This is a genomic window from Streptomyces similanensis (assembly GCF_039543625.1).
In the GTDB taxonomy this organism is placed as follows: Bacteria; Actinomycetota; Actinomycetes; order Streptomycetales; family Streptomycetaceae; genus Streptomyces; species Streptomyces similanensis.
Map to the genome: position 1 here is coordinate 1 of NZ_BAABKC010000158.1, position 10,781 is coordinate 10,781.

At 73.4% G+C, this 10,781-nt stretch carries 18 protein-coding genes; all 18 read left to right on the forward strand.

Annotated features, from left to right (window positions below):
• Window positions 1–308 (forward strand): hypothetical protein (locus ABEB07_RS38815; protein ID WP_345672759.1); only part of this gene is annotated, 308 nt, incomplete at its 5' end.
• Window positions 308–475, forward strand: coding sequence for a hypothetical protein (locus ABEB07_RS38820; RefSeq protein ID WP_345672760.1), 168 nt, complete (start codon window positions 308–310; stop codon window positions 473–475). The genes ABEB07_RS38815 and ABEB07_RS38820, both read left to right, overlap by 1 nt.
• 5 nt (window positions 476–480) lie before the next feature.
• The gene (locus ABEB07_RS38825; RefSeq protein WP_345672761.1) at window positions 481–783 is read left to right on the forward strand and encodes a hypothetical protein; all 303 of its coding nucleotides are present in this window, start codon (window positions 481–483) and stop codon (window positions 781–783) included.
• A complete protein-coding gene (locus ABEB07_RS38830; protein ID WP_345672762.1) occupies window positions 780–1,601 on the forward strand; it encodes a hypothetical protein in 822 nt (273 codons plus the stop codon). Before ABEB07_RS38825 ends, ABEB07_RS38830 begins: the two co-directional genes overlap by 4 nt.
• Window positions 1,598–1,828 (forward strand): hypothetical protein, encoded by a 231-nt coding sequence (locus tag ABEB07_RS38835; protein WP_345672763.1) that lies wholly within the window; start codon window positions 1,598–1,600, stop codon window positions 1,826–1,828. The genes ABEB07_RS38830 and ABEB07_RS38835 overlap by 4 nt, the downstream gene beginning before the upstream one ends.
• Complete coding sequence (locus ABEB07_RS38840) at window positions 1,825–3,279, forward strand: hypothetical protein (RefSeq protein WP_345672764.1); 1,455 nt, start codon at window positions 1,825–1,827, stop codon at window positions 3,277–3,279. Before ABEB07_RS38835 ends, ABEB07_RS38840 begins: the two co-directional genes overlap by 4 nt.
• A gap of 41 nt (window positions 3,280–3,320) precedes the next feature.
• Entirely contained in the window at window positions 3,321–3,689 is a 369-nt protein-coding gene (locus ABEB07_RS38845; protein ID WP_345672766.1) for a beta/alpha barrel domain-containing protein, read from the forward strand.
• Window positions 3,690–3,721: 32 nt separating this feature from the next.
• On the forward strand, window positions 3,722–4,066 hold the full coding sequence (locus tag ABEB07_RS38850; protein ID WP_345672767.1) for a hypothetical protein: 345 nt from the start codon (window positions 3,722–3,724) through the stop codon (window positions 4,064–4,066).
• On the forward strand, window positions 4,063–4,353 hold the full coding sequence (locus tag ABEB07_RS38855) for a hypothetical protein (RefSeq protein WP_345672769.1): 291 nt from the start codon (window positions 4,063–4,065) through the stop codon (window positions 4,351–4,353). The genes ABEB07_RS38850 and ABEB07_RS38855 overlap by 4 nt, the downstream gene beginning before the upstream one ends.
• Window positions 4,354–4,437: 84 nt before the next feature.
• Window positions 4,438–6,852 carry a hypothetical protein gene (locus tag ABEB07_RS38860; protein ID WP_345672770.1) on the forward strand — a complete coding sequence of 805 codons (2,415 nt, stop codon included), beginning with the start codon at window positions 4,438–4,440 and terminating at the stop codon, window positions 6,850–6,852.
• A gap of 275 nt (window positions 6,853–7,127) precedes the next feature.
• On the forward strand, window positions 7,128–7,694 hold the full coding sequence (locus ABEB07_RS38865; protein ID WP_345672771.1) for a hypothetical protein: 567 nt from the start codon (window positions 7,128–7,130) through the stop codon (window positions 7,692–7,694).
• Window positions 7,694–8,365, forward strand: a complete 672-nt coding sequence (locus ABEB07_RS38870; protein ID WP_345672772.1) for a hypothetical protein — start codon at window positions 7,694–7,696, stop codon at window positions 8,363–8,365. Before ABEB07_RS38865 ends, ABEB07_RS38870 begins: the two co-directional genes overlap by 1 nt.
• A gap of 93 nt (window positions 8,366–8,458) precedes the next feature.
• The gene (locus ABEB07_RS38875) at window positions 8,459–8,653 is read left to right on the forward strand and encodes a hypothetical protein (RefSeq protein ID WP_345672774.1); all 195 of its coding nucleotides are present in this window, start codon (window positions 8,459–8,461) and stop codon (window positions 8,651–8,653) included.
• Between the two features lie 26 nt (window positions 8,654–8,679).
• Entirely contained in the window at window positions 8,680–9,270 is a 591-nt protein-coding gene (locus ABEB07_RS38880; protein ID WP_345672775.1) for a DUF6919 domain-containing protein, read from the forward strand.
• 88 nt (window positions 9,271–9,358) lie between these two features.
• A complete protein-coding gene (locus tag ABEB07_RS38885) occupies window positions 9,359–9,553 on the forward strand; it encodes a hypothetical protein (protein WP_345672776.1) in 195 nt (64 codons plus the stop codon).
• The gene (locus tag ABEB07_RS38890) at window positions 9,550–9,768 is read left to right on the forward strand and encodes a hypothetical protein (RefSeq protein WP_345672778.1); all 219 of its coding nucleotides are present in this window, start codon (window positions 9,550–9,552) and stop codon (window positions 9,766–9,768) included. The genes ABEB07_RS38885 and ABEB07_RS38890 overlap by 4 nt, the downstream gene beginning before the upstream one ends.
• A gap of 206 nt (window positions 9,769–9,974) precedes the next feature.
• Window positions 9,975–10,490 carry a Pycsar system effector family protein gene (locus ABEB07_RS38895; RefSeq protein ID WP_345672780.1) on the forward strand — a complete coding sequence of 172 codons (516 nt, stop codon included), beginning with the start codon at window positions 9,975–9,977 and terminating at the stop codon, window positions 10,488–10,490.
• Window positions 10,491–10,536: 46 nt separating this feature from the next.
• Window positions 10,537–10,716 carry a hypothetical protein gene (locus tag ABEB07_RS38900; protein WP_345672781.1) on the forward strand — a complete coding sequence of 60 codons (180 nt, stop codon included), beginning with the start codon at window positions 10,537–10,539 and terminating at the stop codon, window positions 10,714–10,716.
• Window positions 10,717–10,781 lie beyond the last annotated feature (65 nt).

The following is a 10,781-nucleotide window of genomic DNA, read 5'->3' on the forward strand; positions in this document are numbered from 1 at the left end:
GAACCGCGATGACCAGTATCCCCAACCCGGCCGCCGGCACCTTCGCCGCCGCCCTCAAGCTCCGCGACGACGCCTCGCAGATCCTCGGTATCGACGTCGACCTGGTCCTCGGGCCGCCCGTCGGGATCGAGGGCCGCGCCGCCCGCCAGGCCCGCGAGGACGCCCTCGCCGACATGGTCGCGACGGGCTTCGTCCGGCCCGAGCAGGCCAGCCGCCGCGCCGAGCTCGCCGGCGTGCTCCTGGAGGAGCTTGACGAGCTGGAGTACGCCGCCGGCCTCGTCGACCTCGACCTCGGGGCGGTGGCCTGATGACCGACACCACCCGCCAGCTTCTGGCCGACATCCTGGAGCGCGTCAGCTCCAACCCCGACGAGTGGTCGGCCCACGACACGGAGACGATCACCCGTCTCCGCGCGGCCGCCGAGTGGGAGGAGGCGTCCGAGAAGGTCGTCGCCGCCGCCCGGATCGGCAGGTGACCGCGATGACGCGCACCGCCCTCGCCTTACGCGACCTGTTCCGCGCCGGCCTCGACCTCACGGGCCGGATGCCGTCGCAACTGCTGCTGCTCCTGGTGCCGCTGCTCGCGGTGCTGGCCTACGGCTCCGGAACGGTCCTGCTCGACGCGCTGACCGCGCTGGTCACCGCTGTCGCCCAGGTCACCAAGTGCCTGTTCTGGCTCGGCGCGCTCGCGGTGACCGTCCGCCTGGTGCACCGCCTGGTCGCCCAGCACCTCCGCAACGCCCCGCCCGTCGCCCCCTCCGAGACCCGGGAGCCCGCCGCATGATCCGGATGATCCGCACCAAGAACCTCCGGGCCCTGGAGCAGGGTGCCGAACTCGCCTCCGCCCTGGAGGCCGACCTCGAGCTCGCCGAGAACGCGATCGAAGGGTTCAAGGAGGACGCGGCCGCCAACGCGGGCCTGCGCCAGCAGCTGGTGACCGACCTCGGTGAGGTCCGCACCGAGCTGGTGGCCTCCGAGTCCCGCAACACCGCCCTCCACCGCCTGGTCGCGCTGCTGGTCGGCGCGGTGAAGTACGCGTTCGACGCGGCCGACGCACCGATCGACGTGGTCCTCCACGAGGGCAAGGTGCGCAGCGCCCACCGCGACCGGGCCTCCGCGCAGGCCGCGACCCCGTTCCCGGACGGCGGCTGGGTTCCCGCGCAGGACCCGGACCCCGACCCGCTCGGCTGGAAGATCCAGCGGACCACCCCGCCGCCGCTGCCCGCACCGGCCGACGCGGACGAGATCGAGGCCCTGCTGAAGCGGACGGAGCGCCCGGCGCTGGAGCAGCTCGCCGAGGCCGACCGCCTGCAGAAGCTGACCCGCGAGCTGGAGACCATCCGGTCCCAGCGCGACACGGCGATGAAGGACACCGGGACCGCCGCGGCCGCGCTGGCCGCCGAGTCCCTGGCCTTCGCCTTCCACCGCGCGGCGGTGACCGAGGCGGTCACCGAGATCGCCTTCGCGCTGCTCAGCAACGACACCGTCGCCTCCGTCCGGGAGGTCTCGGGGCTGCTGCTGCGCCACGCCGGCCTGTTCGGCATCGACCCCCACGGCCCCGGGACCGGCGCCGACACCAAGAAGAAGGGAGCGGACGCATGAGCGCCGCGCTGAGGATCCGCCGGGGCGTCCGGAGCGACTGGACCGGCGCCGACTACGACTCCTACACGGTGCTCGCCGAGCTCGGCGCCGCCCGCCCGGCGGCCCGGGTCACCCGCGCCCGCCGGGGCCGGCCGCTGCGCCGTGCCTTCCGCGCCGCCCTGCGGACCGCCGCCCTCATCCACCTCGCCCACACCGCGCCGGCCCGGAAGGAGGCGGCCACCCGATGACGACGTACAGCACGGAGACCCCGGTCAACGGCCACGACCCGAACGAGCCGTCGTTCGGCAAGACGGCGCCGGGTCCGTCCAGCCGGGGCGAGGAGAAGCGGGCCAACCTCGCGGCCCGCCGCAGCGAGGACCGCAAGGACCGCCGCGAGCAGGCCGAGGAGCGTCGCCGGGACCGCGAGCACAAGCGGCGGGTGAAGACCGAGGCCAAGAACGCGAAGGTCGCCCGTGAGCTGCAGAAGAAGGCCGACCGGCAGAAGCTGCGGGCCAAGACCCGTAAGGACCGCCGCGCCCGCCTTGACGCGATGGTGGTCCGCCTCTCCCACCACATGCCGCTGTGGGGCCTGCCCGTCGTGGTGGTCTCCCTGATGGTCGGCTGGACCGGCCAGGCCGGGGCGGCCGCGCATCTCGGGATGGGCTGGGCCGCCGCGGGCGTCCCGGTCCTCACCGAGGGCATGACGCTCACGTTCGCCGGGCTCACCGGCCAGGCGATCGAGCAGCGCCGCGAGTACCGGTGGCTGATGCGGGCGACCTGGATCACGGCCATCATCGCCGCCGCGATCAACGGCTCCGGCCACCTGATCGAGGACGACTCGGCGGCCGGGATCTACCGGGCGTGCGCCTACGCCGGCGCTTCGCTCGCCGCGCTGATCCTGTGGTGGGTGGTGATGCGCTCCAAGCGCGCCGCCGTCTCCGGCCGGACCGCTGACGAGATTGCCCGCTGGAAGCGGCTCCGCCGCCGGCATCCGATCCTCGTGCGCCGCGCCCGCCGGATCGCGGACAACACCGGGATCACCCTGGAGCGGGCCTACGCCAAGGCGTGGGAGCGGGCGAACGGCGCGGCCGTCGGGGAACCGTCCATCCGCGAGATCCGCGCCTCGCGCCGGGCGGCGTTCCGCCGGGCGCAGGCCGAGGCGTGGGACGGACGCACCCGGTTCTCGCGCACGGCGCCCGTCCCGGCGCCGGTGGTTCCCGCCGCCGTCACCCCGGAGCCGGAACCGGTTCCCGAACCCGTGTCCGAGGACGCGCCGGAGGTGATCCCGGCTCCGTACCTGCCCGTCGTGCTCGCGGTTCCCGGACTCGACGGACAGTGGGTCGCCCACCGTGTCCCGGTGCATCCGCTGGACACCTGGACGCCCTTCTCGCCCTTGGGAAGCGAAACGGCTACAACCCGCTTCCCGCAAGGGCAGGAGCCGCTTCCGGCCCCCTCCCCGGACGCACCCGGGGACGAGGACGGGAAGCAGGCGGACGAGGCCCAGGAGGAGGTCCGGGAAAAGGTCGCGGACGACCGGCTCGCCAAGGCCCGCGCGCTCGTCGACGCGGCCGCCGAGGAGGGCAAGAACCTCAAGCGCCACCCCTCCAACCGGCAGATGGCCCGCCACCTCGGATGCCGTCCGGGAACCGCTCGCGAGTACCTGACCCAGGTCCTGGCGGAGAGGGGAATCGAGCGGTGAGTGTTCCCGAGGTCTTAGCCGGAACCGTCTACGAGGCGGCCGTGGGACGCAGTGACGGGTACTGCGAGTGCCACCTGGATGAGCCCGGGAACTGCGGCCTTGCCGACGGGGACAAGCCCCGCTGGCACAAGACCGGGAAGCGCTGCCACGAGCGGGGCGAGCACCGCGCCCCGCTCCTGGTGGCCCCGATCGACCCGGAGGTCTCCGACCGGGACGCGATCACGCTGGCCGTCGAGAAGGTCATGGTCCTGTGCCGCGGCTGCTACGTCCGCCGCCGCAACAAGACCGCCAAGGAGCGCGCCGCCCGCAACGAGGCCACCCTCCTCGCCGACGAGAACACCCTCTTCCCGTCAGACCTGTTGGGTCCAACAGGTCTGACCATCCCTGAGCAGCAGCGCGGCGCGGCCTGAGCCGCCCGCCCGACTCCCAGAAGGGACCGCACATGCCGCGCCTCGTCCGTGCCACCCGCTACGCCGCCGGCCTCGCCGTCGGCCTGGCCCACATGCTGCTCGCGCTGTGGGCCGGAGTCGCCGCCGGCACCTACGCCTGGCAGCACGGCTACACCCTCCCCCTCGACACCAGCTCCTCGGCGGCCTGGAACGGCGCCCTCGCCATCGGCCTGCTGGTCGCGATGGGCGCGCTGCTGTGGCCGCAGCCCTGGATGACCCAGGTCCGCTCCCTGGTCCGGGGCCGCCCTCTGGCCCCCTGCCCGACCTGCGGCGCGCTCGCCGAGCCGCCCACCGCGAACAACGACCTGAACACGACCCCGAAGGAGATCGCCCCGTGAGCGCTTCCGCCGCCAAGACCTCCCGCCGGATGCCCTGGCGCCTCGCGGTGCTCGTCCCGGCCGCGACCTACGTCGTCATCTGGCGTGGCGTCCCCGGCATCACGCCGATGCTCGCCTTCAGCTGGCTGACCGCCCTGCTCACCGGCGGCGGCCTGGTCGTCGCCGGGCTCTACGGCCCGCAGATGCTCGCGGCCGCCGGACGCGCCCAGAAGGAGGGCGCCGCCCGCCGCCGGATCAAGGCCGAGAAGGCCGCCGCCAAGGCCAAGGCCAAGGCCGCCAAGAAGTAGCGCGACTGCGGGGCCCGCAGCTTGCCCGGCCCGGGCCCCGCATCCCCTCCACCCCCTGAACCTTCGAGAGCGAGGACGCTCAGCATGACGGACATCTCCCCCGAGCCCGCAGCAGGCGGACCCGGCGACGAGCGGATTCCGGACGACCTCTCCAGCCTGTTCGCCGACGACCCCGAGCGCCGCGCCCGCCTGGAGGAGTCGGCCCGCAACGCAGTACGCGGCAGCAGGGCCGGCATGGCCGACGCCACCACCGGCACCCCCCGGGACCTGCCCGTGGCCGCGCCCGAGGCCGGCGGTCTCGTCTTCGACGACGACGACCAGGACCCGGACGCCCTCCCGGTCCCCTTGCCCCGGTCCGACTCCGACGGCTGGACCTGGAAGGACGCCTTCCCCACCGGCACCTTCGACTCCGCCGCGTGGGCGCACCGCAAGAAGGTGTTCCTGCACAAGATCGCCTGGCACGCCGGGCACACCCACGTCTACGCGTGGCAGCTGACCCGGCTCTCCGGGATCGGCGTGGGGGCCGGCGCCCGCGACGCCTGGCACTACTACACCGCCCAGGAGTACGCGGACATGGTCGACACGGCCCGCCGCAAGGGCATGGCCCCGGACATGATCGCGGCGCTGCGCGAGGAGCGCCTCGAGACCGCCCGGGGGCGGCGCCGCGAGCCGATGCTGGTCGGCTCGGTCACGGCGGTGTTCACCGTCGTCGCGGCCGCCGTCGCCGTCGCCCAGGTCTACGGCCTGCTCGCCGCCTCCCCGGCCGCGATGCTGACCCTCGGCATCCTGTCCGCCCTGGGGCTGCGCGAGCACCACCGCCGCAACCCCGACGCGAGCCTGTCGGCCGCGTTCAACGTGGCGGCCGCCCACACGGCCGGCCACGCCCCGCTCACCGACGACCTGATCAACCGGGTGCTCCGCATCGCGAAGGTGTTCACCAAGGACGAGCACCAGATCACCCTGCTGGAGCCGATCCGCCCGGCCGAGATCAACGGCATCGAGGCCAAGTTCAAGCTGCCCGACGACATCCAGGTCTCCGCGCTCCTGGCGAAGAAGGAGGCCATCGCCGGTGCCCTCGACGTCGAGACGCACTGGCTCGACATCCGGCAGGACGGCTCTCCCACCCGGGCCTCCTTCTGGTATTGCACCTCCGACCCGTTCGGCGAGCCCCGTGTCTCCCCGCTGGTCGCCGAGCCGGAGCGCCAGGACGTGTGGAACCGCGGGATCCTGATCGGGTTCAACCGGCGCGGCCTGCCGGTCTACCTCAAGCTGCGCCACGTCATGGCGCTGTTGGGCGGCATGTCCCGCACCGGCAAGGGCATGTTGCTGCGCAACCTGATCGTCGGCCTGGGCCTGGACCCGCGCATCAACCTGCGCCTGGTCGCCGGGGCCAAGCCCGGCGAGCACCGCGGCTACGCGCCGATCTGCTCGACGTTCTTCGGCCGCCGCCCCGACCGGCTCATCCACCTGCTGGAGGGGTTCCTGCGCGAGGCGTACCGGCGTGAGGCTGTCCTGGAGGACCAGGGCCGCGCGAAGTTCGGCGAGAAGGACCTCGCGGAATTCCCGCTGGAAATCCTCATCATCGACGAGTACAAGCAGTACGCGAATACGTCGATGCGGATTCCCGACCCGAGTGACGACGAGGGAAAGCGCACCATCAAGGCGTGCGACCGGATCGCCGAACTGCTCGAAGAGATCGCGGCGTTCGCGGCCGCGCTGAACATGACGGTCCTCATCTCCACCCAGGACCCGGACGCCAACACCGTTCCGCGCGGCTACAAGTCGAACACCGGGGCCCGGGCGGCCACCCGCACCGGCGGCGCCGTCCAGACCAACGCAATCCTCAAGGACGGCGCGACCGGCGCGGGCCTGCGCGCCCACGAAATCCCGGAATCCCTCAAGGGCGGTGCCATCGTCGATATCGACGGAGCGCCCGGCGAACTCATCCGGTCCTATTTCATCGAGGACGAGGAATTCGACGGCGCCGCCGACCTGATCGCGGCAGGGCTCGAACTGCGCCGCGAACTGGACCGCGCGCCGGGCCAGTTCGTCGACGAGATCGAGAACTACCTGATCGCCGTCACCGGCGCGTCCTCCCTCGCGGGCGGCCCGACCGGATCGGGCAGGCCCGCCCCGGCCGCGCACGCCGGCGGCGTCGGCACCCTCGTGAAGGTCAGCGTCCTGGAGCTGCTGCTCGACGCGTTCGACGCGGACGCCGACCGGATCACGATGGCCGACGTCCGCGCCTACCTCACCGACCACGACCCCGAGAAGTGGGGGCCGCTGGACGGAGAGGCGGACGCCGCCTACACCGCCCGCGTCGGCAAGCTGCTCGTCGCCGACGTCGAGGAGGCGCTGGAGGGCACCGGCGTCGAGCTGGTGGCCAAGTCCGGCATCCGCTTCGGCAAGGGCCCCGACGGGCGTGAGATCAAGGGCTCCGGCCTCTTCCGCAAGGACGTCGAGGCCGCCGTCGAGGCCGCCCGTAATGCCCGCAAATGACCCCCAGGGCGGGACCTAGGGCGCCCGCCATAGGCGCAGGTCACAGCCCATGGCGCTCCCTGTGGCGGCGACCCGGTACCCCCGGGCGCCGCCACAGGGTCCACGCCCCCGCCCGAGGGTCCGCCCTACGCCCTGACCTGCACAGATGTCCGCCGCCCCGGGTGCTGCCACGGGCCCCAAACCATCCCAAAACGATCATGCGAGAAAGGGCGCCGATCATGCCGCCCACCGACCGCTTCGCCCCCTACGCCGCCCGGACCGAAGGAGAGACCCCCGTGACCGAGTCCACCGTCGACCCGACCACCGCCGACCACGTCCACCAGCTCCTGGCGGAGGCCAAGCTCCTCGAATCGGCCTTCGAGACCACCCCGAGCCCGGCCGCCGCCCCGGCCGCGCCGACCGTGCCGGTCCCGCCGCCCGGCTACACCCTCAAGACCGTCCACCACACCACCCCGGACGGCGGCAGCCGCGTCGAGTACGAGGTCGTCCCCCTGGCCCCCCTCGCCCCCGCCGGCACCCCGGCCCGGGCGGAGAAGGCGGACACCGAGCAGCGCAGCCTGCCGGACTGGCTCACCGCCAACCGCCGCAAGATCAAGGCCGTCTTCTACCTCTCCGGAGGCGGCGCCGCCGCCGCCGGGGCCGCGATCTACGGCCCGGCCATCGGCGCGGGCATCAGCGCGGCGGCCGCGGGCGTCTGGGCCGCCACCGTGCTCGTCCTGAAGATCGTGGGCGTCGTCTTCGGCAGCCTGCTGGTCCTGCGCGTGCTGTGCGGCGGCAAGAGCAACAAGCCCCGCACCGGCACCTTCGAGGGCACCCTGTCCGGCACCTGGAAGCAGGACTGATGGCCGGCGGACCGCTGCAGATCGTCTTCAAGGGCCGCCCGTCCTTCGGCGGCCACTGGGTCGACTGCCCCGAGGCATCGCCCGGCTGGGGCGGCACGAAGGTCATCAAGCTGTACGTCACCCCGGCCGGGGTGGTCGGCAGCTGCGGCCAGACCCACCGCCCGCGCGGCGACGACGGCCGCAAGGCCAAGGCCGCCGAGTGCGTCTTCCAGGTCAACCAGGTGACCAAGGAGGAGCTCCAGGCGCTCGCCGCGCCCGGCAAGACCGGCCGGGTGCGCGGCAAGCTCCCCACCGGCAAGGCCGTCGACGCGCAGATCATCTCCCTGGGAGCCGCCCCGGCGGGAGGCGGAACGCCGTCCGGCGGGGGCGAGGCCGCCCAGGCGTTCGGCGCGGCGAAGAACGGCAAGGGCGCCCCCGCCGCACCCGCCCGGGTGCCGCGCGGCGGGGGCGGCGCTGCCGCCGCGTTCTTCAACGCCATCGCCGCCACCGCGACCGCCGCGGGCACCGTTGCCGGATCGGCCGCCAGCATGGTCGGCTCCGCCGCCGACCTCGGCAAGGAAGGCGTCGGCCTGGCTCGTGACGGCGTCAAGGAGGCCGGCGCGTACGGGGCCCGCAGGCACGAACGCAAGATGGCCAAGGGCGACGACGGAGACGGCGGAGGCGACGAGTAACACCAGCCCGGAGCCGGTTGGACCTGTTAACCCCAACAGGTCCAACCGGCCCCCGGATCCACCACCGACCACCGTCAGAGGGAAGGGAACACGATGTTCCAGGCAGGTGAAGAGGTTCTGATCGTCAGCTGCGAGGACGACCCCCGCGCGGCCGGCCGCACCGGCCGGATCGTCGACGAGGTCGCGCCCGGGCCGCTCACCGACTTCCGCTGGACCGTCAACCGCATCGGCATCCTGATCGGCCCGGTGCTGTGCCACGGCAGCGAGCTGCAGTCGACGGGGCGGTGACGGCCGTGACGATCAGGCTCCCGTGGATGAGCCGCGCCGACCGGCGCCGCTGGGCCTCCGCCCGCACGCTCGGCGACCTCGGTGAGCTGATGGCGCTGTGGCTGGAGGGCGAGATCGGCTCCCGCCCCGGCTACCAGCCCCGCTACGGCCCCGACGAGGAGACCGAGCACCTGGTGCCCGTCCTCGCCGCCCTGTGCCGCGCCGGGTACGTCACCACCTGCTCCCAGCCCGGCCTCGCCGGCCCCGGCTACGACGGCCGGCGGTGGGAGCAGCGCGCCGCCGTCGAGCTGGTGGTCACCGACCCCGCCCTTGAGGACCGTCTGCTCAAGGCCGCCCACGGCGCCGGGCTGGTCGTCGTCGTCAACGACTACGTGCGCGGCGGCGTCCACGACCGGCCGGTGCCGGTCACGACCCGCGACGGCGAGCGGGTCACCTGCTTCGGCGGCCGCATCAGCCGCTCCTACATGGCCATCCTGTGGCCCGGCCTGGACGGCCGCCTCTACCAGCAGGTCACCCACGGCACGTACATCTCGGTCATCGCCCCCGAGTACGGCCCCGCCGGCGAACGCCTCTGGGAGGCCCTGTGGCCCCTCACGAGGACCCCGCAGACCTGTTAGCCCCAACAGGTCCAATCCCTTTCCGCCGTGCCCGCACCGGCCTCCCGGCGCGGGCACGGCCCCGCCCGCCGAACCGAAGGAGGCTGCTGTGCAGCTTTCGATCTCCGCCATCGTGATCCTGGCCATCGTGCTCGCCGTCCTCATCCGGGGAGGCCACCTCAAGTGGCCTGCGGCCCTGGTCGCCGTCCTGTTCGGCTTCTTCCTCGCGGGCACCACCGTGGCGCCCCAGATCCACGACGGCCTCGACGGAGTCACCTCCACCGTCTCGAAGATCAACCCGTGACGCTGCTGGACCGGATGCGCCGGCGGAAGCCGTCCGGCCACTGGTGCCCCCAGTGCGACGGTGACGACGTGCTGTGGCAGGAGCAGGGCGACGGCGGGCGGGTGTGGTGGTGCGCCGACTGCAGCCACGAGTGGGGCCACCCGGCGGCCCGGCCGCTCACCAGACGGCCCGTCGCCCGCCCCGCCCGCCTGGCCTCCGCCGACCCCTACGCGTGACCCTCAGCTCCCTCCAGGCCGCCCCCGCATCGGGGGCGGCCTTGCGCATTTCAGGTCCGGTTGACCCCGTTGGGTCCAACAGGTCCGCCCTGGCTGATTTGGCAACTATAAGTTGGCCAACTCTGTATTGACATGCCAACCCTAAGTTGGCATTCTGTGGGTGTGGGCAGCGGGCCCGCACCGACCGAGACGAAGGAGTCGCCCTCATGGAGCAGCAGCCGCAGACCGCGCCGCAGGCCCCGGGCCTCGACGAGCTGATCAGCCGCCGGGCCGCCGCCGACGACGCCAGGCTCCTGCAGGCCGGCACCGACGTGGTCGGCGAGATCGCCCGGACCGACAGCAAGGCGTCCGCCCTGCTCGCCGCCTTCGGCATCCCGCTGGCTGTGCTGGTCGCCGCCGTCCCCGGCCACGACCTGCCCGTCCCGGCCGCGATCCTCGTCGGCCTCGGCGCGGTCGGCCTGGTCGCCGCGATGCTCGTCGTCCTCCTGGTCGTCCGCCCCCGCCTCGGCGGCAACGTGCGCGGCTCGTACCTGCACTGGGCCACCTGCACGCCGGAGGAAGTCCGCGCCGACCTCGCCGTCGACCGCAGCGCCGAGCGCGTCGTCAAGCTCTCCCAGATCGCCGCCGCGAAGTACCGCGCGCTCAAGACCGCCATCGACATCACCGCCGGCGCCCTGGTCCTCCTGGTCCTCGCGCTGGCCGCCGCCCTCGCCCTGAACTGACCGCCGCCTGACCCGTCCCCGACGAACCCCGAGGAGATCCGCAACGATGCTCACCGACCTCATCCGCCGCATCCTCACCCGCCTGACCACCCGGTTGAAGACCGCCACGTACTCGTGCGGCAAGTGCGGGCTCAAGGTGACGGTCACCGACGACCCCGACCGCGTCAGCCGCGTCCTCGACCTGGCCCTCGCCCACAACTGCAAGCCCAAGCCCAAGACCCTCTGACCCCCGGGGCGGGCGGCCACCGGCTACCCACCACGCGCCGCCCGCCCCGGGTCCGCCCGACCCGC

Excerpts from the sequence above, each read along its gene's own strand:
- ABEB07_RS38820 (WP_345672760.1), top strand. The coding sequence starts at position 308 with ATGACCGACACCACCCGCCAGCTTCTGGCCGACATCCTGGAGCGCGTC.
- ABEB07_RS38880 (WP_345672775.1), top strand. The coding sequence starts at position 8,680 with ATGAGCCGCGCCGACCGGCGCCGCTGGGCCTCCGCCCGCACGCTCGGC.
- ABEB07_RS38875 (WP_345672774.1), top strand. The coding sequence starts at position 8,459 with ATGTTCCAGGCAGGTGAAGAGGTTCTGATCGTCAGCTGCGAGGACGAC.
- ABEB07_RS38860 (WP_345672770.1), top strand. The coding sequence starts at position 4,438 with ATGACGGACATCTCCCCCGAGCCCGCAGCAGGCGGACCCGGCGACGAG.
- ABEB07_RS38835 (WP_345672763.1), top strand. The coding sequence starts at position 1,598 with ATGAGCGCCGCGCTGAGGATCCGCCGGGGCGTCCGGAGCGACTGGACC.
- ABEB07_RS38900 (WP_345672781.1), top strand. The coding sequence starts at position 10,537 with ATGCTCACCGACCTCATCCGCCGCATCCTCACCCGCCTGACCACCCGG.
- ABEB07_RS38895 (WP_345672780.1), top strand. The coding sequence starts at position 9,975 with ATGGAGCAGCAGCCGCAGACCGCGCCGCAGGCCCCGGGCCTCGACGAG.
- ABEB07_RS38830 (WP_345672762.1), top strand. The coding sequence starts at position 780 with ATGATCCGGATGATCCGCACCAAGAACCTCCGGGCCCTGGAGCAGGGT.
- ABEB07_RS38870 (WP_345672772.1), top strand. The coding sequence starts at position 7,694 with ATGGCCGGCGGACCGCTGCAGATCGTCTTCAAGGGCCGCCCGTCCTTC.
- ABEB07_RS38825 (WP_345672761.1), top strand. The coding sequence starts at position 481 with ATGACGCGCACCGCCCTCGCCTTACGCGACCTGTTCCGCGCCGGCCTC.
- ABEB07_RS38850 (WP_345672767.1), top strand. The coding sequence starts at position 3,722 with ATGCCGCGCCTCGTCCGTGCCACCCGCTACGCCGCCGGCCTCGCCGTC.
- ABEB07_RS38840 (WP_345672764.1), top strand. The coding sequence starts at position 1,825 with ATGACGACGTACAGCACGGAGACCCCGGTCAACGGCCACGACCCGAAC.